Source organism: Solimonas aquatica (assembly GCF_900111015.1).
GTDB classification, from domain to species: Bacteria; Pseudomonadota; Gammaproteobacteria; order Nevskiales; family Nevskiaceae; genus Solimonas; species Solimonas aquatica.
In genome coordinates this window covers 307,977-334,183 of the sequence record NZ_FOFS01000001.1, presented here as the reverse complement: position 1 = coordinate 334,183, position 26,207 = coordinate 307,977, and the positions used below count along the sequence as shown (strand labels likewise).

Annotated in this window: 19 protein-coding genes and 3 pseudogenes; 13 read left to right on the top strand and 9 right to left on the bottom strand. The window is 62.6% G+C overall.

Features of this window, described 5'->3' with window-relative positions; translation table 11 throughout:
• Positions 1-12: 12 nt before the first annotated feature.
• The 4 genes from BMY12_RS01415 to BMY12_RS01400 form a co-directional block, all read right to left on the bottom strand.
• The gene (locus BMY12_RS01415) at positions 13-681 is read right to left on the bottom strand and encodes a hypothetical protein (RefSeq protein WP_093281000.1); all 669 of its coding nucleotides are present in this window, start codon (positions 679-681) and stop codon (positions 13-15) included.
• Between the two features lie 5 nt (positions 682-686).
• Positions 687-2,960 carry an anti-phage 6A-MBL system cap2_3 protein gene (cap2-3, locus tag BMY12_RS01410; protein ID WP_093280998.1) on the bottom strand — a complete coding sequence of 758 codons (2,274 nt, stop codon included), beginning with the start codon at positions 2,958-2,960 and terminating at the stop codon, positions 687-689.
• An 8-nt stretch (positions 2,961-2,968) separates the two neighbouring features.
• Positions 2,969-4,129: an anti-phage 6A-MBL system MBL-fold protein gene (gene mblB / locus BMY12_RS01405; protein ID WP_093280994.1), complete on the bottom strand. Its 1,161-nt coding sequence runs from the start codon at positions 4,127-4,129 to the stop codon at positions 2,969-2,971.
• Positions 4,130-4,290: 161 nt separating this feature from the next.
• Positions 4,291-5,445 (bottom strand): site-specific integrase, encoded by a 1,155-nt coding sequence (locus BMY12_RS01400; RefSeq protein ID WP_093280993.1) that lies wholly within the window; start codon positions 5,443-5,445, stop codon positions 4,291-4,293.
• Positions 5,446-5,550: 105 nt separating this feature from the next.
• Here BMY12_RS01400 and BMY12_RS01395 point away from each other — a divergent pair, with 105 nt between their 5' ends.
• From BMY12_RS01395 to BMY12_RS01365, 6 genes and pseudogenes are all read left to right on the top strand, one after another.
• Positions 5,551-6,561, top strand: a complete 1,011-nt coding sequence (locus BMY12_RS01395; protein ID WP_177188789.1) for a DNA-binding protein — start codon at positions 5,551-5,553, stop codon at positions 6,559-6,561.
• A gap of 718 nt (positions 6,562-7,279) precedes the next feature.
• Positions 7,280-8,358, top strand: a pseudogene (locus tag BMY12_RS01390) (IS3 family transposase); the annotation flags it as partial.
• Positions 8,359-8,427: 69 nt separating this feature from the next.
• On the top strand, positions 8,428-11,346 hold the full coding sequence (locus BMY12_RS01385) for a Tn3 family transposase (RefSeq protein WP_093280985.1): 2,919 nt from the start codon (positions 8,428-8,430) through the stop codon (positions 11,344-11,346).
• Between the two features lie 59 nt (positions 11,347-11,405).
• On the top strand, positions 11,406-12,755 hold the full coding sequence (locus BMY12_RS19835; RefSeq protein WP_143068798.1) for a hypothetical protein: 1,350 nt from the start codon (positions 11,406-11,408) through the stop codon (positions 12,753-12,755).
• 39 nt (positions 12,756-12,794) lie between these two features.
• Positions 12,795-12,944 (top strand): DUF4142 domain-containing protein, encoded by a 150-nt coding sequence (locus BMY12_RS01370; protein WP_093280978.1) that lies wholly within the window; start codon positions 12,795-12,797, stop codon positions 12,942-12,944.
• A 4-nt stretch (positions 12,945-12,948) separates the two neighbouring features.
• Positions 12,949-13,221, top strand: a complete 273-nt coding sequence (locus BMY12_RS01365; RefSeq protein ID WP_093280975.1) for a hypothetical protein — start codon at positions 12,949-12,951, stop codon at positions 13,219-13,221.
• A gap of 21 nt (positions 13,222-13,242) precedes the next feature.
• Here the strand turns inward: BMY12_RS01365 and BMY12_RS20140 are convergent, their stop codons facing one another.
• Positions 13,243-13,416, bottom strand: a complete 174-nt coding sequence (locus tag BMY12_RS20140; RefSeq protein WP_177188788.1) for a hypothetical protein — start codon at positions 13,414-13,416, stop codon at positions 13,243-13,245.
• A gap of 177 nt (positions 13,417-13,593) precedes the next feature.
• On the opposite strand from BMY12_RS20140, the gene BMY12_RS01360 reads away from it, so the two are divergent.
• Both BMY12_RS01360 and BMY12_RS01355 read left to right on the top strand, forming a co-directional pair.
• Positions 13,594-14,166, top strand: coding sequence for a type 1 glutamine amidotransferase domain-containing protein (locus BMY12_RS01360; RefSeq protein ID WP_093280973.1), 573 nt, complete (start codon positions 13,594-13,596; stop codon positions 14,164-14,166).
• 108 nt (positions 14,167-14,274) lie between these two features.
• Complete coding sequence (locus tag BMY12_RS01355) at positions 14,275-15,060, top strand: aspartyl/asparaginyl beta-hydroxylase domain-containing protein (protein ID WP_093280970.1); 786 nt, start codon at positions 14,275-14,277, stop codon at positions 15,058-15,060.
• Positions 15,061-15,066: 6 nt separating this feature from the next.
• Here the strand turns inward: BMY12_RS01355 and BMY12_RS01350 are convergent, their stop codons facing one another.
• Complete coding sequence (locus BMY12_RS01350) at positions 15,067-15,303, bottom strand: DUF2934 domain-containing protein (protein ID WP_093280968.1); 237 nt, start codon at positions 15,301-15,303, stop codon at positions 15,067-15,069.
• Positions 15,304-15,460: 157 nt separating this feature from the next.
• Positions 15,461-17,279, bottom strand: a pseudogene (locus tag BMY12_RS20550) (cbb3-type cytochrome c oxidase subunit I).
• Positions 17,280-17,426: 147 nt separating this feature from the next.
• Here BMY12_RS20550 and BMY12_RS01340 point away from each other — a divergent pair.
• On the top strand, positions 17,427-17,933 hold the full coding sequence (locus tag BMY12_RS01340) for an RrF2 family transcriptional regulator (RefSeq protein WP_143068797.1): 507 nt from the start codon (positions 17,427-17,429) through the stop codon (positions 17,931-17,933).
• Between the two features lie 101 nt (positions 17,934-18,034).
• Positions 18,035-18,721: an iron-sulfur cluster repair protein YtfE gene (ytfE, locus tag BMY12_RS01335; protein ID WP_093280966.1), complete on the top strand. Its 687-nt coding sequence runs from the start codon at positions 18,035-18,037 to the stop codon at positions 18,719-18,721.
• Between the two features lie 67 nt (positions 18,722-18,788).
• Here the strand turns inward: ytfE and BMY12_RS01330 are convergent, their stop codons facing one another.
• Positions 18,789-19,787, bottom strand: a complete 999-nt coding sequence (locus tag BMY12_RS01330; RefSeq protein ID WP_093280964.1) for a helix-turn-helix domain-containing protein — start codon at positions 19,785-19,787, stop codon at positions 18,789-18,791.
• Between the two features lie 110 nt (positions 19,788-19,897).
• On the bottom strand, positions 19,898-20,341 hold the full coding sequence (locus tag BMY12_RS19830; RefSeq protein WP_143068796.1) for a beta/alpha barrel domain-containing protein: 444 nt from the start codon (positions 20,339-20,341) through the stop codon (positions 19,898-19,900).
• Positions 20,342-20,695: 354 nt separating this feature from the next.
• On the opposite strand from BMY12_RS19830, the gene BMY12_RS01325 reads away from it, so the two are divergent.
• From BMY12_RS01325 to BMY12_RS01315, 3 genes and pseudogenes are all read left to right on the top strand, one after another.
• A complete protein-coding gene (locus BMY12_RS01325; protein ID WP_093280961.1) occupies positions 20,696-21,796 on the top strand; it encodes a zinc-binding dehydrogenase in 1,101 nt (366 codons plus the stop codon).
• 102 nt (positions 21,797-21,898) lie between these two features.
• Positions 21,899-23,277, top strand: a pseudogene (locus BMY12_RS01320) (DUF1329 domain-containing protein).
• Between the two features lie 23 nt (positions 23,278-23,300).
• On the top strand, positions 23,301-26,030 hold the full coding sequence (locus BMY12_RS01315; protein ID WP_093280958.1) for a LuxR C-terminal-related transcriptional regulator: 2,730 nt from the start codon (positions 23,301-23,303) through the stop codon (positions 26,028-26,030).
• Positions 26,031-26,207 lie beyond the last annotated feature (177 nt).

The window sequence follows — 26,207 nt, the reverse complement described above, 5'->3', positions numbered from 1 at the left end:
CCCCAGTACGTTCTATGGCTTCTGGTGAGCGAAGGCAGTGAAGACTTCGTTGGCATACAGACGATAGAACTTCATGTACCGAAGCGTCATCCCCAGAGACATCAGCAATGCCGCCCACGACAGCCAAAGGTGAACATTCGTGCCGTGGGCTTGGTGGTGTCCCCAGAACAAGACAGCGGCGTCAATCAGCGCAACCACTGCGGTGTTCCGACAAAACCCGTACTGATTCAGAAAATTGTCGAGACGCGCCATCACAGGTGGCGACCGGCGTGCGGAATCGAACGCGACCCAGAACAGTGCCTCGCCCGGCTGTGTGACACCGTGAGACTGCGCACTCCTGAGCACTGCCGCCTGTGTTTCCGGGGGCAACGCCTGGTAGTAGCTCGGCAGCACGCGGCGCAGGCGCTCACCGGACCATGTGCGCTGACCAAAAAGATTCTTGCGCGGCGGGCCCAGGAGGCGCCCAACCAGCAGGCGTTCGATGAAAAAGCTGGACAGTCCTGCAATCAGATGGCCGATCGCGTACGCGGCCGAGACCGCTACTGCTATCTGAGCCGCGGACCAGTCTTTCTGTAGCAACCAGCCAGTCCCCGACGCAAAATCGATGGCGGCAAGGAAGAGTGAGCCGGCTGACAGATAGGCCCAGAAATCGTAGGACGTAAACGGGATCTTGGTATCCATGGGCTCTACACCTTGGGTGGCTCAGCCAGAAGGCCGCAGTAGGAGGACGGTGTTGAGATCAGCAGCGCATTCGTTGAAGGCGACCCCTGCGCGATTTTCTCAGCCGTCTGTCGATCTGTTCCGGATGGTCCCACGTCGGCGAGATGGTTGTGCCAAGTTCCCACGCAGGTAAAGCGCCCGCCTGACGGCCGGCGCATCTCGTCCAGCAATTTCGCCAAGCCTTCGATCCCCAAATCGAATCGCGTTGGCGATCGACTACTGTCGGGCGGTGCCTCGACAACATCGAGCACGTAGATTGCCCCAATCGCATCGTTGACGTATCCCCAAAGAACGCCGCCGGTCTCGTCGCCAGGGTATCGCGCAATATCCGCTTGAATCTTTTGATGCGCGTGTTCTGAAAGATGAAGTTGCCATTGCATGCCATCGGAAGACTCCAGCACCACTCGCCAGAACGGCTCAACGGCTTCGCGATGCCATTCAACAGACAGGCCATCTTCCTTGAGATCGCTGCGCAACAAGACGCCGACGTTTTGCTCCAGGCCCTGCTCATGGCAACGGGCGAGCTCAGTGCTCATCCCGCTGGCCTGAAGCGATATGGTGGCATCGCTCACCGCCATCGTTTCGGTACCGCATCCAGTGCCGAGGCGGATCGCCTCCAGTTGCGCTTCTTCGGAGAACACCATGCCTGCCAGCTTCGGGTTCTGCGACTGGCGCCACAAGAAGCGCGTCCACAGTTCATCCAGGTTTGGATTGCGATCCGAACCTTCGATTCCGAAGTAGCCAACACGGCCGCGACTCAACAGGGCACCTTCTGCCACACGCACCTCGCCATTCCAATCCGCAAGGGCATTGCGGACCGCCACTGATGCCGTGGTGTTGACGAGCAGAAACTCAGAGTTCGCAACGATCTTTCGAACATCCGTGGCCCGCTGAAGTACCGCTTCAAGCGGCTCGACGCTGATCTCAGGTCTAGGGCCCAGGGATTCCAGCGCCTCGCGCAGCGCACACGATTTCGGCCGAGGAAAGTAGTCGATGATGCGCTCGTGTCCTGGAAGACAGGCGTGACGCGCGAAATTGTGTGCCCCCATCACCGCGTGATCGACCAGAAAGCCCGGTGCGCGGCCACTCCTCGCCATGTGCAATGCGATTTTCGACCCCAGGCTGCCACAACCGACCAACGACCACTTCCTGGTCGGTGCATTGGAATCCTGTTGGTTAAACCGCCGGAGCAGCTCCGGGCTCAGGCGCTCCAGCACACCAGCGGGGCGTACAGGCGTATCCGCTCGGATGAGATCGCCGCGCTGGCCCTGAACCTCAATCACGTACCCCATGGTCTCGATGTGAGACGTGCTTCCAGCGAGCGGACGCGGTCTGCGGACGTTGAACAACAGCAGCACGGGAAACGCCTTTGAGGATGCTGAGCGCGATATGCGCTTGACGTGGCCATTCAATGCGCCGAGAAAGGAATTCAACGCTGGTTCGCAGTGCCAGGCCTGCGCTGAGCGACGCAGCGACTCGATATCCACCACATCGTCGGGCAAGTACGTGCTCGCCATGAATTGCGAACCGTCGGCATTTTTCTCGTGATTGAGGACAACGCAAATCGTGTCCCCACAGTGCCATCCATCCGGCAGGTTCTTCTGGCGCATCTTCTCCCACGTCGACGTTCCGAGTGTTGTCGTCGTGTCGAGCACCTCAATCTGATGGTGAACCCCCTGCGCATTCTTCCATGTCGCATAGACGGCATTGAAGTACGTCAGTGGGTTTCGTGAACCCTGCAGCGCGTGGATCGCGGATTCATTCGCAAGAACGCGGTGTTGAACGGTGTCTCGGCGAGCGGGCTCCCAGCTCGCAGGATCGTCATTGAGTCGATCGTTGGCCGCGCGGAACAGCCAGACATACAGCTGCTCGAGCATCGCTGCCACGCCACGCTGACGGAAGAGATTCTCGACAGAACCCAACACCAGACACGGACGCGGGTTTTCGCCCGCATGCATCGGCAGCAGGTGTGGCAGGTTTCTCGGAAAATCGGCGCGCAGTTCGAACTGAGGTACTTCAGCCGGGAACGTCGCGGGAAACTTCGCGGAGATCAGCTCGACAGGCTGAACACCGGTGGGACTCTGACCGTCCTTCACCCAGCCTGGGGGCATCTCGACGCCCAACCAGAACCGTGCGATGTGCTCGCCGGACGTCAGCACTTCGATCGCGCCTTCCCATCCGCGGAAGTCGCGATGGGCAGCGATGCTATCGAGCGCCCGCTGTAATACCAGGTTGCGCATTCGCGCCTTCAGCCATGGGCGAGCACGCTGCCATGTGACAGCACGCTGCCACCGACGGCAGTAGTCGCGGCCTTGGTAGGCGCGGTAACCGTAGCCGACTTCGGGACGGAGCCCGCTGAACCGATCTCCAGCTCAAACGGTGGCTCGCGGTAACTGGAGGTCTGGTAGAACCGGCCCTTGAAGCCCGACCGGATGTTGTCGTATTCCTCCTTCGCGCGGTAGCTTGGCGGATCGTCGTCGTCGTCCTTGATCGGCTTGCAGCTCGCAACGAGCCGGGCGTTGTCGCGCCCTTGGGACAAGGCACTGCGCGCGTCGTCGCTCACCTTGGCGTCGTCGCCGAGGTCGCTGATGCTGTCGGCTGACAGGGAGTGCCACGAGCAGTGGTGCGGCGTTAGCAGGACGTCGTACTTCAGGACGTCGGTGTTGTCCTTGTACTTGTCCCACAGGCGTTCCCAGATGGCGTAGCCGGCATCGCCGCCACACAGGAACCGGCACGCATCCAGATTGATGCCCGAACCGATCTTCATCTGCAGGATGACGCTCGAGTTGTTCTTCGAGCGCAGCTCTTCTTCCTCTTCGGTACCCTTGGACGCAGGTGCGAGCAGAAACGCGCTGAAGTTCGACTGCCACTCACCGCAGACCGTCTGGAAGCGATGGCCGGCCTTGACGACGATCGCTTCGAGCCCGTCCTGTTTGTTGTCCTGATCCTCGCCCAGGATCAGAATGCGATCGCCGTTCGACACTGCGCCGTGGGCATCACGGAAGCGCTGTACCCGGCGGCGGGCTTCCTTGTTGAAGGCCTTGGCATCGTCGCTCAAGGTTTCGTGGCGCTCCTTGCGGCGGAAGATCATCGGCGACGACCAGAGCTCGCGGATGAAGATTTTCTCGCTCTTCTTCGGGAAGTCGTCCGGTTTGCCGCAGTAGAAGTTGGCGGCAAAGCCGCGGCAGTGATCGAGATCGGGATGACTGAGCAGGAAGGCATCGACGTAGTAGCGGCCGTCGCTGTCGTTGAGCAGCCGCTCCTTAAGCTGCTTGAGCACATCCGGGGGCGGGTCATCGCCGGTAACATCGCGGATGTTGCAGTCGATCAGGATGCGCTTGCCGGAGTCGGTCACCAGCAGCGTCATGTCCCCGTTGTCGACCGAGAAAAAACTGAGTTCTGCGCCCATCGGTGTACTCCCCGGGCGCCAGACACCAGATATTGGGTGTCCTTCGATGCGACCCAACTACCACTTGTGGGCGGCAAAATGCAATACAAGTGTCCGGATAGGAGAATTAGCCCACCTTGATGATTCTGGTCGAAATTTAGCCACTCTGAAAACGTCGGGTTTCACCCGACGTCGGGAGGTGATCGACGCTTGCGACCGGCAGCCAGCAGCCGCGCCGCCGGGCTGCGCGCCAAGGCGCCGGCATCGCCATACCGGACCACCGACTTCACCGTGCGGTGCCCCGTCATCGCCATCGTGTCGGCGAGCGGCAGCTGGTTGGCGCCGGCTTCGGTGACAAAGCCGCGACGCAGACTGTGACCGGCGAAGTCGCCCACCAGGCCGGCCAGCTCTGCGCGGCTTTTGACGATCTGGCCGATCGAATGCGGCGTCAGGCCGCCGCCCAGCGTGGCGCCACCCCGGTATAGCCGACGGAAGAGCGGACCGGTACGGATACCGGCGCGGTCGAGCCAGGCGCGTAGTGCAGCCGCCGCGTCCTCGACTACCGGTTTGGGGCCCGTGTCGCCGGTCTTCGACTGTCGCATCGAGAACACGGCGGTCCGCTCATCGAGCCATTCCAGATCCTCGACCAGGGCGTTGGCGATTTCGGAGCGCCGGCGGCCGCCGCTCGACCAGCCGAAGAGCAGGACCGCGCGATCGCGTAAACCCTCCAGGGATTCATCACAGGTCGCCAGCATGGCGTCGAGCGCGTCCTGGGGGGCCGCGGCTTTGGGTTTGGGGGCTTGGCCCAGTTCCAGGGCCAGCTTGCGGCAGTCGGCCAGCAGGCGGCGCACCGCCGGGTCTTCGGTGGGGCTGACCAGGTTCTTTTCGTGATGCGCCCAGCTCAGAATCGCCAGCCGATGATCGATGGTCGACATTTTCAGCGGGCCCAGGCGGGACTTGAAACCACTGTCGACGAGCGCCTGGTCGAGGGCGGCCGGCAGTACCGGCGTCAGGGTCAGGCGGCCGGCCTTGTCGCGTACCGGGAGCCCGAAATGGTCGACGACGAATTGCGTGGCGACGGCCGGCGGCGTGGGCACGGGTAGCGGCTCGCCGAACCGCGCCTGCGCCCAGCCGCAGACGTAGCGCAGGCCCCGGGCGTACGTTTGCCAGGTGCTGGTTGGGGTAGCAGCCAACCGAAACGCTTGGAAGGCGGTCTCGGCGCCGGCCTCCAGATCTTCGAGGCGGGCGGCGGCCGGCTGCTTTTGGGGGAGCAACGCGCTGGCGGATTGGACCGCGGCGAGAAGTGTCTCGCCGGCTGGAGTTTCGATATTATTCATGCATTGTATGTATTATTTAATACGATACTCAAAAATAGCTTTCGATAAATACCCATTATCGAAACTTATCCTGATTTTGGCCGTTTTGAAAGTATGGAGACCCCGATGCGCCCTGGAATCACCCTCGATGACGTCACGCGCGCCGCCGATCTGCTCCTCGAAAAAGGCGATCGCCCGACGATCGAAGGGGTTCGAACGATGCTGGGCACGGGATCCCCGAACACCGTCAATGCGCACCTCAAAACCTACTTCCAGAACCTGCCGGCTCGGCTGAATCTGCCGGCGCCGATCGCCACCGCCGCGGCGGAGCTTTACGACAAGATCCGTTCGACCGCGCTCGATGAGGCCAGCGAAGAGCGCAAAGCGCTCGAAATGGAGATCGCTGCCGAGCGCGACGCGCTCGCAGACGACCGGCGCACCTTCGAGAGCGAAAAAGCCGACCTGCGCGCAGCGGTCGCGAGCCTCACTGCCGACATCGATCGGCAGAAGGAGCACCAGCGGACGCTGAGCGCCAAACTGGCGACGGCCGAGCGTGAACTCGCCACGCAGGCTACACGCGCGGCCGCTGCGGAAGCCCAGGCTCGTGCCGCCGAGGACGAACGCGAACGCACCACGCAGCGCCACGCCGCCGAGTTGCAGCGCCAACGCGAACAGGCCGAAGGCAATGAGCGCCACCTCCTGGCTCGGGTGGATGAGCACAAAACGGCGCTGCAGCGCTCTCAGACCGAGCGCGAGCGCGAGGCGACCAGCGCGGCGAAGCGCGTTGGTGAGCTCGAACAGTCGCTGGCCGAAACCCTCAAAGCGCATGCCTCGACCCAGGCAGAACTGGCGCGCTCACAGCGCGACGCCGCCAAGCGCCAGGAGGCCGTTGCAGCAGCAGAGGCCGCGCTCCAGCGGGCACAAGAGCAATCGACGAAGACCCTGGCCACACACAAAGCCGAATCGGATCGCACCAGGACCGAGCTGGAGTCTCTGCAATCCTCGCTTGACCAGTATCGCAAGGACCGCGACGAGGCCGTCCGGGAAGCCGCAAAGCTCGAAGGCAAGCTGTCGGCGCTCCAGGGGCAGCTCACCGAAGCGAAGGCGGAGATTCGTCGGCTTCAAACCGCAAAGTAGGACCTGGCCCCCGAACGAAAAAGCCCACGCGGGTGCGTGGGCTTTGTGTTTCGTACGTCCCCGGGGGGAGGCTTTCGCCCAGCGAGTCCCGGAGCACACCCCCACATTCTACGCCGATCCAGCCCTGGCTCCCGGGCCTCGGGTGTCCGCGATACCCTTCCGCAGAAGAGGGGCTATCGGCAGTTTCTATAGCGATTGCTACGGTATCCGCGTTTTTTAGATCAATGAGTTACAAGCTCTTATTAGTCTAATAACGGAATGTCCATCAAGTCCAACCATAATCTGCTTAAACGTCCCGCTTTCCATCGCGAAATCGATGCTTTTCAGAAGGCACTCCAGCGCAACAAATTCCTCCTACTTGCACGACGTAGCTCAGCCCGCAGAAAGCCAGAACATCCAGATTTACTGTTGTAAATATCTGTTTTTATATATTTTACTTATCCGACAACAAGACAGCCCAGAATCATCAGCGCAACAAATTCCGCCTACTTGCAGCGCCGTTTGTCTGCCGACAAGTTTCCGCTTGGGCTTGGAGAGCTGTACTTTTCCGGAGTAGGCTCACCGCTCGCTGGATCGATGCAGCCTCGCTACTCAGGCCACGAATCACGGCCGCATTATTTGGGTGCGTTATTTTTTAACTTTTCCTGAGGCGACGTCCCCCCGTAGTTGAGTAGCGACACGGTTTGGAATCCAATCCCCGCCATCAAGGAGATTGGACGTGAAGAAGCGGTTCAGCGAAGAGCAGATCATCGGATTTCTGAAGGAAGCGGATGCTGGCGTGCCGATCAAGGAGCTATGCCGACGGCACGGCTTCTCGGACGCCAGCTACTACCTGTGGCGCAGCAAGTTCGGCGGCATGGACGTGTCGGATGCCAAGCGGCTGAAGGCCCTGGAAGTTGAAAACGCGCGGCTGAAGAAGATGCTGGCGGAGAGCCTTCTGGAAACGGAGGTCATCCGTGAGGTGCTGCGAAAAAAGTGATGGCCGCACCGGCTCGACGCGAGGCGGTGCGGGAGATGAAATCGTTAGGGCTGACAGAGCGACGGGCATTGGCGGCGATCGGCATGAGCGCCAGCTCGCTGCGCTACGCACCGGCGCCGGATCGCAACACCGATCTGCGACAGAAGATCGTGGCGCTGGCGCAGAAACATCGGCGCTATGGCGCCGAGATGATTTACCTGAAGCTGCGGCAGGACGGCCTGCAGGTGAACCACAAGCGTGTGGATCGGCTGTACGCGTTGGAGAAGCTGCACGTCCGCCGGCGCCGCCGCAAGAAGGTGCTGCCGACAGACCGTCAGCCGCTGATCCGGCCCAGCACCGCGAACGAAGTCTGGTCGATCGATTTCATCTTCGACCGGATCGCATCGGGCCGGGCGCTCAAGTGTCTGGTCATCGTCGACGACGCCACGCACGAAGCGGTGGCCGTGATGGCCCAGCACAGCATCGGCGGCAACCAGCTCACGCGGATGCTCGACGAAGTCTGCGCGCGTCGTGGCAAGCCGTCGGTCATTCGATCGGACAACGGCCGCGAACTGACCGGCAAGGCCATGCTGACCTGGGCACATCGCAACGGCGTCATGCTGCGTCAGATCGAGCCAGGCAAGCCCAACCAGAACGCCTACGTCGAATCGTTCAACGGGCGCCTGCGCGATGAATGCCTCAACGAGCACTGGTTCATCGGCCTCGCGCACGCACAGGCCGTGATCAATGCGTGGGTGCGTGAATACAACGAGGAACGACCGAAGAAAGCGCTCGGCGGGCTGACGCCCGCCGGCTATGCAAAGCAATTGGCCGCCAAGGCCGTTACATTAACCCCGGATTCCAAAGCTGCTTGCTACTGAGCGCGGGGGGACGTCGGAGGGGGCTAAATGGCGCGCATTCAGGACGACTATCTTGGTTGGCAATCGCTTCCACGCGAGCTGCTTGATCGGGAGGTGGAGTATTTCCGCCTGACAGAAGCCGACGTAGCGGCCATCCAAACTTCGAGCTTCACTCAACGTTTTCATATTGCACTCGGGGTACAGCTGGCCTTTCTCCGCCTGACCGGCTGCAAACTGGAACGGCTGGATGTCGTCCCAAAACCGATCCTGCAATTGCTCGCGAGCCAGTTTGGGTTGAGAGCCCCGCAGATCGGCTCGCTGAAGGTTCTGTACCGGCGCCGGCAAACCCTGTGGGCGCAGCAAGCCTGGGTCATGGACCGCTTGGGATTCCGGTCCCACGAGCGCCGGGAGGAGCTGCAGTTGATGGAGTTTCTGCGAGAGGCCTGCCGGGGCACGTCGTCGACCGACCGCCTGCTGCAAGCGGCCTTCGCCTGGTTCTACGACCGCAAGCTGATCATCCCCGCGGAAAGCGCCGTCCGCGACCTCGCAGTCCGCGCAATGAAGGACATGGACCACTGGATCTACATGGAGATCCGGAAGGCCGTCCCCGAAAAACAAATCGAGGAGTGGTACCGCTGGTTGATGGAGAAGCGGCCGGACCAAAACACGATGCTCGCCTGGCTGCAGGAGCCGCCGGGTAAGCGGACCCAGGACAACTTCAACGAGATCAACAGCAAGATTGAAACCCTCAAGGCGATCGGCGTGGCCGACGTGGATTTGTCGAAGGTCCCGCGGGAACGAGCGGAAATTTTCTTTCGCACCGTCCAAACCTACCGCCCGTCTCAGCTTCGCACGATGGCGGATACGAACCGCGCGATGCATATCGTGTGCTTCCTGCGCGCCGTCTTGGGCAGGCTCACCGACGTCATCATCAAGCAGGTCGCCGACACCACGACGAACATCTACACGCGCGCAATGGGGGCCGTTCGCGAGAATCAGCCCAACACGATCACGGAATACCGGAGGGTCATCAAGTCGTTTGTTGACCTCATCAAGCACGGAGACATCACTGATCCGCGTGTTCAGTCGCAACTCAAGGATATGGCGAATGCCCAGGACACCGCCGGTCCCAAGTCGCGCGCCGAAGAGGTCCGCACGCAAATCACGTCAGGCGCTGATCCGCGCCCGAGAAAGCTGTTGCGCAAACTCCTGGAGCTGGACATTCAAGGACCGGACGGCGATTCCACACTCGCTAACCTCAGCAAGATCGGGCAGCTCTATGAGAAGAGCAAGTACGATCTTCCGAAGCGCAAATTCGATGTCCCCAGTGTGTGGGACAAGGACGTCAATCAGGAAGCGGATCGCGAGAAGGCGATGCATGCCTTTGAGTTTTCCGTTCTGTCCGAGATCAGGCGCAAGCTACGCGCAGGTGCCTGCTGGATCGACACCAGTGGCGATCATCGCAATCCTGACGAGATGTTGATCTCGCCGGAACTGTGGAAGAAGGCGAAGCGCGGCCACTACGATCGGTTGCGTCTGCCCCTGGATTCACACGAGTTTCTGGGGCCCATCAAAAAGCTCGCCGAAGCTCGCGTGCTTGAAGTTGCCGAGAAGGTCAAAGCCGGTGAGATCAAGATCAAGAACGACAAGTTGGTCTATCCACAGGTGAAGGCCGACAACTTGGTCGGCGGAAAGCAGAAAATCGCCAGGGACCACGTCATCCGAGCACTCCCAGAAGCTCAGTTACCCGACGTCTTGCTGTTCGTCGATCAGCACACACATTTCAGCTCCAAGCTGCTTGGCCGTCCCGCGCGTACCGAAAACGAACTCAAGCTGTGTTACGCGGGCCTGTTGGCGCTCGGGACTGACATGGGCGCCGCCGGCGTCGCGAAAATGATCCCCGGCATCACTGAGGAACAGGTCGCCAACGTCGTTCGTACACTCCAGCGTGAGACTACGCTGGCCAAGGCCAATCAGGCGGTGCTGCTGCACTACAAGAAGCTGCCATTTGCCGCCGCCAGCGGTGACGGCACGTCCGCAGCGGCCGACATGATGTCCATGCAGTCGTCCCCGACACTGTGGAACTCCCGGGTCGATTATCGTCGCCGCACGGCCTCGATCGGGATCTACGATCACATTCTCGACAACCGTGCCTATGCATATAGCCAGCCGCACGTCTTGAACAATCGCCAAGTTGGTGTCGCCATTCAGGGCGTCATCATGCAGACCGACGTGCCGATCCACCTCCTCGCGGTCGACACCCACGGTTATACCGATGTGGGCATGGGATTCGCCAAGGGCCTGGGCTTCGACCTCTGCTCGCGTATCCGCGACATGAAGGATCTCGATCTGACGATGCCGCGCGGGTTCGACGTACCGGAGGTTCTGAAGGACGTCGTGACGTGCGGCGTCAACGAGAGCTTCATCCATGAGCAGTGGGATGAGTTTGTTCGCGTCTGCGCCTCGATGGGCAACGCCACATGCTCGGCTGTCACGATTCTGGAGCGTTTCGGCAGTGCGGCGAAGGGAAACCCCACATATCTTGCCGCTAAGCATCTCGGGCGCCTGCAGCGCACGATTTTTCTGTGCGACTACCTGCTGAACGAAGACTTTCGCCGGGAGATCAACCGGCTCCTGACGCAGGTCGAGAATTCCCATCGACTGAAGCGCGCGATCTTCTACGGCCCGCTGGCTCCGGACAAAGGCCGGGACAAGGACGAGATGATCGCAATCTCCGGCGCTTTGAATCTGCTTGCCAACATTCTTCAGTACTGGAACGCAGTGCATCTGGAGGTGGCCGTTGAGGCCGTCGAAAAGCAAGGCATCCAAGTGAACGACGCCGCACGCGCATCCATCAGCCCCTCGCGGTTCAGGCACCTGAATCTGCGCGGGCGCTTCGATTTTCCTATTTCGAAGTATGCAGGCCTCTTGCGGGAACACAGCGGCCGAACGGAGGCGTTTCGGTAGATAAGTTGCGTCGGATCTCTAGTTAGGATCGGTATATTCAAGCGTCGGGGGCGGCTGCGATGCTGTTATTCAACCGTCGAGATCTTCAGGCTGGGCTGGACCAGCTCTCTGGTGTCCTGCCGGTTGGTGACGTCGACAAGCTGGCAGATCGCCTCAATCGCCCAGGACCAGACAGGCTCCCAACGTGCTGGGAAGTGGTCCTGTTGGCGGCGTTCTCGAAAGTGGGCCGTATCAAACAGGAGGACGCACTCTCTAATCGGAAGCGGCCAGATCTTTGGTACTTCGACGCAGGCACACCGGACGAGTGCCTGTTCGTTGCGGATATCACTGCGGTATCCGACGCTGATCGGCATCGGGAGTATCCGATGGCGCAGTTCAGTCAGGAAATCCAGAAATGTGCACGTAAAGTGGGGCTTTCCGTAAACGACGTACACATCCAATACGAGGCAGAGCTGGACACCGGTCGTCGCGTTCCAAAGACGCGCCTCAAGCTACCGCCAAAAGGACAATACTTTCAGTTCATAGCGCAACATGTCCTGCCGTTCTTCCGTCGCATTCAGGCAAGTAGTTCCAATTCGGATTCACTTCGATTGACGGCGGACGGCGCGGATATCACGGTGACCTTCCAGCGTGGTAAGCGATTCTTCGGTGCGAGCTACACGCCGGTCACCGGCATACATGCCCTCACAAACAACGTGCTGTGGAATGCGCTGCAGTTGAAAGCCAAAAAGCTGAAGGCATCGGGCGCGCCGACAGCTGGAATCATCGTTTGCGACGGCGGATGCGATTTCCTGCGAGCGAATCAGATCCGGCCGCCAAGTCCGTCGGAGGCGGATATCTTCCGAGAGTTTCTCAGGCGGACCGAGTGGGTGGCTTTCGTCGCAGTCGTCGGAGCAGAGGAATCCGCGCCGAATGTGTTCGGCGGTTCAACGACCCACCGTATCAACGCACGGTGGTACGTTCGTTCCGATGCACGCTATGAGGAAATTGAGAAGGTTGTCGGCCGTGCGGTGGGACTGCTCCCGACGCCGGCGTTCAACACGGCGACTGCGTTTTTAAATCAAAATGGCAATGGCTTTGGCCAGGGCAGCATGGGGTACTCGTCAGTGAGCGAAAAATCGATCCGGATTTCGGCACGAAGCCTTCAAAGGCTGCTTGCAGGCGAACTGACCGTCGAAGGATTTGAGGGGGCTCATCGATGGCGACGGGAGCTGCCGAATGATCCGCGCCCGTTTCCCAATCCGTTTTCTCGCAAGCTCCGCCAAGGGCAGTTGATCGAACGGGTTGACGTAGAACGAGGCCCAGGGGACGACGACCTCGTGACGTTCCATTTTGGGGAACCAGATCCAGCGTTGGCGCCGTTCAGGGTCCGAAGGAGTGACGACCTAGCAAAAAAAGTCCGTAGCTAGAGAGAGCGCAACAAATCCCGCCTACTTATCGATCAGCCCATGAAGGACGATCACGACAAGGCGGTGGCGCTGTTCGAGAAGCAGGCCAAAAAAGGCAAGGATCCGGACCTGCGCGCCTTTGCGCAGGACACCGTGCCCACCTTGCGCGCACACCTGGCTGCCGCCAAGCGTCTGGACAGCAAGTACTGAGGCGATGAGCGGACGCATCCTCATCCACCGGCCGGCGCACCGTCGTCTGGCCCTGACGGGCCGCGACCCGCTGGAAGCCGTGGCGGCCTATGAGCGCTGCATCGGGGCGTACCTGAAGTTCCTGGGCGAAGAGGCGGCCAAGGTCGGCTATGAGCTGCGCCAGGATCAGCATGACGAGGAGCCGTTTTTCCGTATCGATGCCGCCAGTCGCGCGCAGCAGCGTGCCATACAGGCCTGGCTGCAATCACAGCCGGACATCTGGAACTGGATGCCTTGAAGAAGGATTTCCGGGCGGCGGCTAATGCATACGCCGCAGCGGCGGGGCCGGCCGCGTGGTCTTGCGGGCCAGACGCTCGTCGCCGGCGTCAGGGTGGCCGAGCCGGCGCACCTGTGCGAGTTCGGAATTGGCGTCGAGGCGGCGTTCCTGCTCGATCCTGCGCGCGCCGGCGCCGGGTTTCTGGCGTGAAGACATGGCGATTGGCTCCTGTGCTTGCATCCGGGAATGGTGCAGCGTGGACCTGCTTGCCGGCAGCGGCTGCAGTGCGGCACCTGCAAGCCGCGTGTCCGCAAGCCTCGTACCTGTGCTGCGTCTGCGGGCCCGATAACTGCGGGTAAGCGCTTTCGCTCAAGGTCTCAGGAGTCAACCATCATGTCCTCAGCCAGCAAAACCAAGCATATCGCCATCCTCGCCAGCGATGGTTTCGAACCCAGTGAACTCAGCGAGCCGCGACGTCTGCTGGAGCAGGCAGGCTTGCGCACCACGGTGATTGCCCCCGATCACACGCAGGCGCCCGGCAGAATCCGTGGCTGGCACCAGCAGGACTGGGGCGAAAGCGTGGACGTGGATTTGCCGCTGGCCCAGGCGCGCGCCGAAGACTTCGATGCCCTGCTGCTGCCGGGCGGACAGAAGAATGCTGACCGGCTGCGCCAGGAACCGCAGGCCATCGCCTTCATCCATGCCTTCGGCGAGGCGCGCAAGGCCGTCGCCGCGATCTGCCACGGGCCCGCGATGCTGATCGACGCGGGCCTGGTGGGTGGCATGCGTCTGACCAGCGGACCTTCGCTGCAGATGGACCTGCGCAATGCCGGCGCCGAATGGGTGGATCTGCCGGTGGTGATGGACGGGTATCTGGTCACCAGCCGCATGCCCGAGGACATCCCCGATTTTGTCCGCGGGCTGCTCAATGTGCTGGGCGTGCCCACGCTCGCCGAAGCCGATTGAGACGGGCCGCTCTGGCGGTATCGCCGGCTTCGCGCCGGCGCCGAGATTCCGGATCGGTTCATCGTCGCCGTGCGCCAATGCGGGAGACTGCCATCAGCCTGATCCGTCATGCCCGATTCCACCGACTGCTTCGCGCCGCATCGCCGGAACACGTTTCCGCCACCGCCCGGGCTGCTGGCGCGCCTGGGCCTCGTGTTGCAGAACTGGCTGGAGGCGCGTGTCGCCGCAGCCTCGCTGCACGGCGATCCACCGGTCTACGATCCGGCCTGTTTCACCTGGACTGCGGGCTTGCAGCAGGACTGGCGCGCCGTCCGCGCGGAGCTGGACGAGGTGATGCGGCGGCTCGCGGCATTGCCCAGCTTTCAGGACATTCTCGAAGAGGTGCGCGTCATCCAGGCCGACGACCGGTGGAAGACTTTCTGGCTCTGCGGTGTCGGCATGGACTGTCGCGACAATCAGCGCCGCTGTCCCCGTACCATGCAGCTGCTCGCCGGCGTTCCAGGCCTGCGCACCGCCTTCTTCAGCATCCTGGCGCCGGGCAAGCACATCCCGGCACATCGCGGCGCCTACAACGGCGTGCTGCGCCTGCATCTGGCCTTGCGCGTGCCCGAGCCGCAGTCGCGCTGCCGCATCCGCATCGGCAATCAGATTCACCATTGGCGCGAGGGCGAGCTGCTGATTTTCGACGACAGCTTCCAGCATGAGGTGTGGAACGAGACCGAGGGCCTGCGGGCGGTGCTGTTCGTGGACTTTCTGCGCCCGCTGCGTCAGCCCTGGCACGCGCTCAATGCACTGCTGATCGGCCTGGGACGCTTCGCGCCGTTCCTGCGCCGGGCGAGAGCGCGGCAACTGCGCTGGTCGCGTGCGCACTATGCGCCGCGCCCCGGGGCGTGAAGAGGCTCAGTCGCCGCAGAAGCCTTCGCCCTTGAGGATGTCCTCCACCTCCGCTTCGGCCGCGAGCCAGTCCTGCAACTCCTTGCCCGGGGCAAAGCCGCGGCGCATGGCCATGGCGTAGGCGATCTGTTCGATCATCATCCGTTTGTGCTGCGCATCGGGGCGGCTCCAGGCCTTGTGCGCGGCCGCGAGATTGGCGAGGACCGTGCTGGGCTGGGGATCATCGGAAAGCGGTGTGCTCATGCGGACCCTCCTGCGGTGCGGGCAAAAACGCCGCACGCCAGGGAACGTACAGGGTCCCTGACGATGTGCCAAGCGTGACGACGCGGGTCACCATCGCATGGCCGGCGCGGTGGGGTTTTGACATCGGTCAATAAGCCCGCCGCGCCGCACACGAGGTTCAGGCCTGCTGGTTCGCCGCCTTGCCGATCGGCAAGGCCCGCCGGCCCGCCGTATGAAGCCGCAAGGCGAACAGACCCAGGGCGATGCCGCCCACCGCGAACACGATGTCGCCCGGCACGCGCAGCCAGGCCAGGTGTTCGATCAAGGGCGAATGCACCACCGCCGGCGAACGGGCGAACCAGTAGCCGTGCGCGATGGCCTCATAGGCCTGATAAAGCCCCATCGGCAGCAGCGACAGGAACACCATCATCGCCAGACCGATATTGAGCGACCAGAACATGGTCTTGAGCAGGGGCTCGGACCAGGCGGCGCGGGCCGTGAGGCCGCGCAGGCAGAACAGCATCAGGCCAATGCCGAGCATGCCGTAGACACCGAACAGCGCGGCGTGACCGTGCGTGGGCGTGAGGTTCAGGCCCTGCACGTAGTACAGCGAGATCGGCGGATTGATGGTGAAGCCCAGCAGGCCCGCACCCAGCAGATTCCAGAACGCCACCGCCACGAAGCAGAGAATGGTCCAGCGATAGCGGGCCACCCAGGGCTGCGCCTGGCTCAGGCGGTAGTTCTCGCAGGCCTCGAAGCCCACCAGCGACAGCGGCACCACTTCCAGCGCCGAAAACACCGAGCCCAGCGCAATCACGGCGGTGGGGGTGCCGGTGAAGTAGAGATGGTGCCGAACAGGAACACGATGGTGGAAAACACCACGGCGCGATTGGCGCTGGCCGCCGGCACCAGGCCGAGCCTGGTGAAGATCAGGGCGATCACCGCAGTGGCGAACACTTCGAAAAAGCCTTCCACCCACAGGTGCACCAGCCACCAGCGCCAGTATTCGATGATGGAGTAGTGGGTGTGCGCGCTCCAGCTCAGCGAGCTGGCGTAGAACAGCCCGATGCAGATGGCGGAGACGAAGACCATCGCAATCAGGCCGCGGCTTTCGGACGGGCGGGTCAGCGCCGGCCACAGGGCGCGGCCCATCAGCAGCAGCCAGAACAGCAGGCCCGCGAACAGCAGGATCTGCCAGAAGCGGCCCGGCGCAGTGAACTCCAGATTCTGGCTGCCGAACCAGAACGAGCGATCCACGCCGATCTTGTGCATGGCGGTGAGCCAGCCGCTGAAGCTGGAACCGACCACGACGACCAGCAGCGCCAGCCACAACAGATTCACGCCCAGGCGCTGGAGCTTCGGCTCGTGGCCGGACAGCAGCGGCGCAATGTACAGACCGGTGCCCAGCCAGGCGGTGGCGATCCAGTACACGCCCAGCTGCGTGTGCCAGGTGCGGGTGACGGTGTAGGGCAGCACATCGGCGAGCGGAATGCCGAAGAAGGCGCGGCCTTCCACCGCGTAGTGCGCGGTGATCGCGCCCAGTCCGATCTGCGCCAGAAACAGGCCGATCACGGTGAGGAAATACTTGCCGGTGGCCTTCATCGAAGGCGTGGCGCTCGTGCCCAGCAGGGGATCGCTGGCTGGCACCGGCTGCGGTTCATGCGCCCCTTGTCGGGCGTGATAGCCGATCATCGCAGCGATGCCCGCAGCGTCACGGCTTCGCGATGCAGCCAGTCCGCCGACCCGTCGGAGGCGACATAGCTGCCATGACCCCAGAGCGAGCCCAGCTCCTGGCCGCCGGCGGCCATCCACACCGCCTGACCGCGACGGATCTGTGCGCCGGTGTAGAGCGTGCTGCCGTCGCCGGCCAGCACCCGCGCCGGAATCGGCGGCTTCTGCAGATAGATCTCGCATCCCACCCACAACAGGGTGGCGAACGAAGCCACGAATACGATGGCCAGCCAGTACCACAACCGGCGGGAACTCTGAACCTTCATGATGAGCTCCTGGTGCACGATGCCGGAGTCACATTAAAGTAGTATTTATAGTGCATCTTTTATCGGGGTCAATCCGCGGGGCCCGGGGCGCACCGGGCGCTGCCCGGTCCGTGCTATAAGGCGCCGTCCATTTGCCGGGAGACCGCCGTGCGTCTGACCACCCACACCGACTATGCCTTGCGCCTGCTGATGCTGCTGGCGCTGGAGCCGGACCGTCTGCACACCATCGAAGAGGTGGCCACGCGGTATCGGGTGTCGCGCAATCACCTGATGAAAGTGGTGCTGACCCTGGTGGGCGCCGGTCTGGTGGAGAGCCTGCGCGGGCGTGGCGGCGGCCTGCAGCTGGCCAAGCCGGCGGCGGCCATCAGCGTAGGCGAGGTGGTGCGTGCCACCGAAGACAGCTTTGCCCTGGTGGAATGCTTCGAACGCGAAAGCAACACCTGCATGGTGAGTCCCTGCTGCACGCTCAAGGGGGCGCTGCACGAGGCGATGGCGGCTTTCCTGCGCGTGCTGGACCAGCGCAGTCTGGCGCAGCTCTGCGAATCACCCGCGCGCAACAAGCGCTTCCGCGATCTGCTGGCCGAGATTCCCGTCGTCGTCGAGCCGGTGAAGCCGGCCCGCGGCCGGCGCCGCAGCGCCGCGCCACCGGCCTGAGCACGCGGCTTGATCGGCGTCAATAAAGAAGTATAAGAAATACCTGATAGTGGCTTGCCAGGGCGGGCGAGGCCTGCCGGCATTGCGAGGATTCAGGACCCATGAGCATCGATCTTGCGGCTGCGGAAGCGGCCGACTCTTTGAGCCAGCGCCGCCTCGGTGAGATCGCGGCGCAGCTGCCCGGCGCCACCGCCGTGTTTCGCCGCTACAAGCTCGACTTCTGCTGCGGCGGCAATGCCTCCCTGCAGGAGGCGGCCGCGCGCCGCAATCTGCCCTTGAACGAGCTGCTGGGGGCATTGCAGGGGCTGGATCCGGGCGCCGCGGCCAGCGCCCCCGGCGAGACCCCGGCGCTGATCGATCACATCCTGCGCCGCTATCACGAAGTGCATCGCCGCGAGCTGCCGGAGCTGATCCGGCTGGCCGCGCGCGTGGAGGCAGTGCATCGCCAGCATCCGGAGGTTCCCGCCGGCCTGGCCGAGGCCCTGCGCGAGCTGGCGCAGGAACTGGACGCGCATATGCAGAAGGAAGAGAAAGTACTGTTCCCGATGATGAGCACCGGCTTTGTGGCGCTGGCGCAGCCGATCCAGATGATGCGCCACGAGCACGACGAGCATGGCGAGCGCCTGCGCCGCCTGGAGCATCTGGCGCACCAGACCCAGGCACCCGCCGAGGCCTGCGCCACCTGGCGCGCGCTCTACACCGGGGTGCGCAAGCTGATCGACGATCTGATGGAACACATCCACCTGGAGAACAATCTGCTGTTCCCGCGCTTCACGGCACTTGGCTGAAGTCTGGGCGGCGTACCGGCGTCGGGCGGAAGCTCGGCTGCCCAGGCAAACGGATGACTGCACCCGCTCAGGAAGACGGCGGCAGGATGATCCCCGGGGTATAGCCCGGCTCTGCGGGAAGATTGAGCGGTTCATACGGGGCGCGGCGGAACTGGCTGGCCGAAATGCCGTAGCGCCGGCTGAAGGTCTTGCAGAAATGCGAGAGGTCGCTGAAGCCGGCGCGGTAGGCGACCTCCGAGACCGAGAGTTCGCGGGCGGTGTCCTTGAGCATCGCCGCCGCGCGCCCGAGTCGCTTGTCCAGAATCATCTGCGTGAATGACTGGCCGCTCAGCTCGAACAGCCGGTGCAGGCTGCGCGGCGACAGATGGAAGTGACCGGCGACCATGGCGACCGACAGCTGCGGGTTGGCGAGATTGGCATCGATGTAACGATCGATGGCCACCTTCAACGCATGCCGCTCCGAGCTTCGGCTCTCGGTATTGGCCGCAGGCCCGAAAGTCAAGGCCAGAAGATTGAGCAGATGGGAGGTGGTGACGTCCTTCACCTGCTCGGGCCAGTCCTCCGAGGCGTCCTTGAGCGACTGCAGGTAAGAGCGCGTCAGCGGGCTGATGCTGGACGCGGCGGAGCCACGCACGGCCACCGCATCCTGCGCCGACCGCAGCAGGGGCAGCAGACGCTGATGGGGAATGCTGAAGGTGAGGATGTTGAAATCCTCGAACGCGATGTCGAAAGGCTCCGAGGCGTCGACCATCACGAAGTCGCCCGCCGAGATCACGCTCTCGCGATTGTGCTGGGAGACCTTGCAACGGCCGTCGAGCTGCAGGATGACGTAGAAGTCCTCTGTCATCAGCCTGCGGATTTCGTGCTTGCCGCGGATGACGGTCTGTGCTTTCGAGACCGTGTCGGAAATCGTCAGGCCGCCGATTTCGGTGGCCCTGACCGTGCTTTCGAAGGAATCGCGTTCGCGGCAGACCGGATCAAGAACCGTGTATGCCAGGCAGATGACTTCCCGCCAGTAGCTGTATTGCTCGTGAGCTGCCAAATTTAAAGTGGTCCAGGTACGCATGGCACATTTTTCCTTTGGTCAATTCATGATGTCTTGATCTGTGGTTCCGGCAGAATCCCAAATGACGTTGTAGGTTAAGACAGCGCTGGCGTTCCGGATATCGATTTCTTTTATATCTGGTTTGTGACTCTGCTCGCAATGTGTACCAAAAAATAATCACTTGCAAGGTTACAGTGAGGCGTGCAGCGAGCGACGAAGCCAGGCAGAACTCGTTGCCACCATGCATTTTGCTCCGCGTGCCGGTGCCACGCGAAAACGCGTAGTGCGTTGCAATACACCGCAAATGAAATCGCCGGTGCCTGCGCGGCCACCGCCGCCTCGAATCCCTGGAGATGGGGCGTCAATACCGAGTAGCGCACGCCAGCATCCCGGTGCACGCCGCACATGACGGCGCTGTGATCCGCCATTTGCGGAACCCACTTGGGCGATACGGAGGCGGTTGCCTCGATATGCCGCAAGCCGGAATCAGCCATTCGTTTAATAAGTTCGAGTTTCGGCTCGCAATCAATCTGGCCCGGCTCATTCTGCAGACCATCGCATGAACCCACTTCCACGATTTTGACGCTCGTCGACAGTTTCGCGTCGCGCCTTTCCCGGTTCTGCGCAGCGGGGCGGGGATACGTTTCTGGTTGTTTGCGCCGGTGCTGCTGTTGTTGTTGTGCCGTTCGGACGCTACCGGTGAATCCGAACCGGGCGCGGCAAGCCAGGCCATCGCGCGCGGCACTTGCCGAACCCGGTGCGGGTCGCGAAACAGAGGCTGGATGCAGCGCGAGATTTGAAGAGATTGCGAGGTCCGCAGGCTCTTCAACTGGTAATACCGGCTCTCTCGTTTCCGAGGTGTAGCCAATTCTAACATTTGTTTGTTAGATTACAAACAGTGGGCTTGGCTTGACACAGTCGCGCACCACATGAGCCAGGGGGGAGACGACCCAAAAATGGGCGTTTGCCAAGAGGTGAACATCAATTTCACGTGGATGAAAAACATGAACGACGTAAACCGGCGGATTGTTCTTGACGAGCGTCCCCGATACATCATCCCTACTGCAAACTGCTTTCGCGTGGTCACAGAGCCCAAGCCCAGGGCCGGCAAGGGTGAGATGTTGCTGCGCAACCTGTGGCTGTCGATGGATCCCTATCTGCTGAGCAAGGTGAAGCGCTTCTCGCAGCAGGGCGAGCCGCTGGCGCTGGGCGAAACCATGAACGGCCTGGCGGTGGCGCAGGTGCTCAGCTCTGACAATCCCGATTTTGCTGCCGGAGACATGGTGATGGGGCTGCTTCCCTGGGCGGACTATGTGGCCACGGACGGTCGCCGCGCCGTCAAGCTGAAGGTGCAGCTGCCTCGCCTGGCCTCGGTGCCCGGCGCGCTCGGTTACGCCGGATTCACCGCCTATCTTGCGGTGATGGTCACCGGAAAGGCCCAGCAGGGCGAGACGGTGGTGATCGGTTCGGCGAACAGCGGCCTGGCCCAGATCGCCGCGCAGCTGGCAAAACGGCAGGGCGCCCGCGTGGTCGGCATTTCCCTGGGTGAGCATCAGTGCTCGGTGCCGCCGGCACAGCTCGGCTTCGACGCCTACATCGACTCGCGCTCCGAAACCTTCGCCGAGCAGCTGCGGGCAAGCTGCCCCAGGGGCGTGGATCTGTACATCGAGCTGGTGGGCGGCGATGTGCTGGACAAGGTGCTGCCGCTGCTGAATCTGCGCGCGCGCGTGGTGGTGGCCGGACTCAAGGCGCTTTATACCGCGCCGGGTCTGCCGGAAGGTCCGGACCGGACCATGCTGTTTTTGAACGAGGTGATGGTCAAGCGACTGCAGGTGCTGGGCCTGGTCAACTTCGACCATGTCAAAGAGCACTACTCGGAGTTCAAGAAGGCGATGGTCGCCTGGATCAACGCCGGCGAGATCCAGGTCGTCGAGAACGTGGTGGACGGTCTGGAGAACGCGCCGCGTGCGTTGCAGACCATGTTCGAGAGCAATGCCTACGGGCATGTCGTGGTTCGTGCCGACGCCTGAACGCGCTTGCGACGGTCCCTGCCGGCGCATCGGCAGCGGACCGCAGCACGCGCGCATCCGGATGTTCCACGCCGGAGAAGAGGTCGCCCACAGGAAGCCATCATGCATTTGAAGCGGTACGACAAATTCTATTCGCGTCGCAAGTTTCTGAGCGAGGCGGCGCTTGGAACCCTGTCCGCCGGCGTGCTGATGCCGATGTGGGATGCCATCGCCGCCACTGGCGATGTGTCCAAGGCCTATCCGGATGAGCTGCTGTCGATCGAGATGTACAGCAAGGGCCGGATCAAGCCCGGTGACAGGATCGACGCTTCGAACGTCGAGCACGTCAAGGATCTGCTCGATCCCATCCGCTACGAGCAGGTCAGCAAGCAGGGGCGGGTGCTGAGTGTTGCGCCGACCACGACCGACATCATGCGCCTGTCGCCATGGCAGTACGTGGAGGCGACACTGGCCAATCAGGGCAAGGCCCGCTTCGACCCGCGCGGCAATGTGGTGACCGCCGATGGCCAGCCCTGGCTCGGCGGCAATCCGTTCCCCGATGCCAAATCCGGACTGGAGCTGATGGCGACGCAGACGCTCAGCTGGGGTCGCCACGACGCTTCGTTCTACGCGATCAAGACGTACGAGGTGGATCCCGCCGGCAAGGTCCAGTACCAATATACCGGCGGCTGGGCGGAGCTGATGACGGTCGCCAGGCTGACCATGGATCCCAAGCCTTATTGGCCGGAGCACAAGGACAAGCTGCGCTTCCAGTCGGTGTTCTTTGTCTCGCCGCTGTCGGTCGCGGCACCTCGTTTCTGAATGTCTGGAGCTACGACCAGAAAACCTTTCCGCAGCTCTACGGTTACGTTCCGGAGTTCCGGCGCATCCGCCAGTTTCCGACCGATCAGCGTTTCGAGCCGATGCTGCCCGGCACCTCGCTCTATCTCTCGGATGCCTGGGCGGCCGGCGATCCGCTGCACACCTGGGGAAATTTCAGGATCGTGGGTCGCGGCCCCTTTCTGGCCTCGTATTCCGGCGGCTGGAACGCCGAGCATCCCAACTGGGAACACAAGACCCACGGCGGCCGCTACGGCACCACGTTCTGGGATACCACGGTGGAAATGGTTCCCGAGGTCATCATCGTGGAGGCCGAGCCCACCGGTTTTCCCAGGGCGCCGATTTCAAAAAAGCGGGTGTGGTTCGACGCCAGAAACCAGGTGCCGGTCGGCATGGTGACCTACGACCGGCGCGGCCAGCCTTACCGCTCCTTCGACGGCTGCTACAGCCTCTACGAATCCGGCGGCAAGAAATTCATGGATGGCCAGCATCCCTACTGGAGCTGGTCGCATGTCACGGCGGCGGATGTGCAAACCGGCCGGCTGACGCGTCTCGAACAGGTCCGCGCCGTTGAAGGCGGGCACGAGACCAGCGTCAACAATCCCGCCATTTTTGAACGCTATCTCACCCAGACCGCCCTGATGCGGCTGGGCAAGATCTGAGTGTTCGAAAAAAACAGCAAGGCATGGCGCGTGCCGCCCTCGCGATGCGAACAATCCACCCGAAGCCTGACATGAACGCACAGCTCAAGAGGCCGCCGACCGGCGCCGGCGGCAAAAGCAGGCCGGACAGCGCGACGGCCGAAGAAAGAAGACTGGGCAGAGTCACGGCGAACACCTTGCCCCGCGACAAGCTGCCGCCGCCGTCGGCCAGCGACAGGATCGTCGCCATCATAGCCCCTTCCGGCTACGGCAAGACCACGCTGGCCTTGCAGTGGTTCCAGCAAGTGGAGCGCGATACCACCGCCGGCTGGCTGCAGATCGATGCCGACTGCCGCGACTCGGCGGTTTTCATCGCCAAGCTCGAAGAGGCGATGAACATCTGCCGCCGACGCGACGGCAATGCATTCTGTGGGGTCGATGACATGGAAGCCGCCATCGACACCTGGGGCGCGGAGCTGCGCGCGCGGCGCAGCCCGCAACTGCTGTTCGTCGATGATGCGCATCTGCTGGAAGGCTCCAGTGCAATGCGCTGTCTGCACCTCCTGATTCAGGGCTCGCCCCGGAATCTGGGCCTGGTGATCACCAGCCGCAACGCCGAAGGGCTCGGCCTGGCCGCCGGCACGCTGCGCGGGGAGATCCGCTGGATCACCGCTTCACAACTGGCCTTGAGTCAGGCCGAGATCGCCGCGCTGGCCTTGAGAAACGGCCAGGATCTGGACCCGGACGAAATCGACACCATCTCCGATCTCACCGAGGGCTGGCCGGTACTGACCCAGCTGGCGCTGTGCGGGATGACCGCCAGAAGCCGCAAGGAAATCGCCAGCAACAACCAGATGGGGATTCCGGTCTCGGCGTATATCCACGATCAGTTCCTGGCGGCGCTGACCGACACGGAGCGCAAGGTCGCCACGGTCATGGCCATACTGGCGGAGGCCACGCTCGATCTGGTCGAGAGCCTCACCCAGGCGTCCGCCAAGGAGGCGCTGGCGAGATTCGAAAGGATCGGCACCATCCGTCGCCATTTCCGGCGCGAACGCAGCGCGCTGTTCGTGATGCATCCCATGATCCGCGAGGAAGTGATCAGCCGCGATCCCTGCGATATGGCGTATCGCAAGAGTGTCCAGGAACACGCCGCCGTCTGGTGGTGGTCGCACGGTGAGCAGGAGCGCGCCATCCGGCTCGCCATTTCCGCCGGCCTGGAAAAGAACTCGCGGGACTGGCTGCTGCATTACGCGCCCATCCTCATCCACCGGGAAGGCCGGCATGAAACGTTTCTGGAATTGCTCGGCGCGGCCGAGGCCTTGTGGGGCAGACGCGAGCGCAGGCTGAGTTCGTGGTCGGTCTCGGCGCTGATGTTCCTGCGCCGCTACCCGGAGGCGGAGCGGCTGCTGGTCGAGCTGTCCGAAGCCGGGGGCAGCCAGGACGAGGACGGCGAAACCGGCGGCGCGCAACAGTACGATCCCGCCGATCTGCAGAGAGCGGTCATCGCCGGACTATGCGATGACTACATCGCCGCCGGAAAGTTTGCGAAGAACTGGATAGATCTCGGCGGCGGTGAACTGTTCTATCAGGGAATGGCCTGGATCGCCGTTGCCTTTTCGCAGAAGTGCCAGTGCGAGTTCTCGGCGGTCAGGGCCTCGCTCAACAATGCCAGGCTGCTGGCGAGAACGGCAGGCTCCGCATATGCCATCGCCTGGGCGCGGGTCGTCGGCGTTGCCGCGCTGCTCAAGGAAGGCCGTTTCCGGGAGGTGCTGGCGGAAACCGCAGCGGCCGAGGCCGAGTTCGGCGACGCCCGCGCCGGCGTCGCGGATCTGCTGGCCCTGATGAAGGCGACCAGCGCTCTGGCCAGCTATGAACGCGGTGACTTTGAAAACTGCCTGGCGGCACTGGAAGTGGCCATGCCCTGTCTGCACAGGCAAGGCATCGTCGACGCCATGATTGCCGGCTACGTGGCGGCCGCCCGTCTGCAGGCCGCCAGAGGCCAGATGTCGGCGGCCCTGGACGTGCTGGCGGAAGGGCAGCGTGTCGGCAGGGACCGGGGTCTGGCGCGGCTCTGCATCACCCTGGACTTCGAACGGGAGATGCTGCTGCTCAAGCATGGCGCTTCACAGACCCACAGTCTCGAAGCGCTCGCCTCGGTCAACAGCGGCGGCCGTCCCATGCCGGGACTGCTGCGCGACAAGAACACCCGCCTGTCGATACGCCTCGCGATTGCCAATGGCTGCGCCGGAGCCGAAGGCGAGGCATTGAAGGCCGCCGTGGTGCGGGCCAGACAGACCGGCCAGCGTTACAAGCTGGCAGAGTTGCTGGTCTTCGACGCCCTGCGCCTGCACGCGATGGGGCGCACCACGCAAGCCCTGGGCGCTTTGACGGAAAGCCTGGAGATTGCCGTGTCCGAAGGCTACTTCCGGCTCTACGTGGATGAAGGGGAATCCATACTCGGGCTGCTGCGGCTTCTGGGCAAAGGCAATGCTCTGGCCGAACCCGTCGCGGCGCTGGTCGCCGGAATTCTTCAGGCCAAGGCAACGGAAGACAACTCATCCGGCAATCCGGCAGTGGACGTGCTTTCGGATCGTGAAATGGAAATCCTGGTGCTGGTCGATGAAGGTCTTTCCAACAAGGATATTTCCAGGAAGCTGTTCCTGACCGAAGGCACGGTCAAATGGCATCTGCACAATCTGTATTCGAAGCTGCATGTGAAGAGCCGTACCTCGGCGTTGCATGCGGCAAAAAGTGCCGGCCTTCTGGCCTGAGTGCAGGCCCGCCATAGCCCTGCCTTGTGGCGCTGATGCAGCGCTGCCTGCCAGGGCCGATCCACCGTTTCGAACAAGCGGGCAGGCCTGATTCACAAGCGGGGTTTGTTTTCGACATTCGGACCCCGCATTGCTTGCAGGCCTAACGTTTGTTTGGTAATGTCGGATTCAGATCGC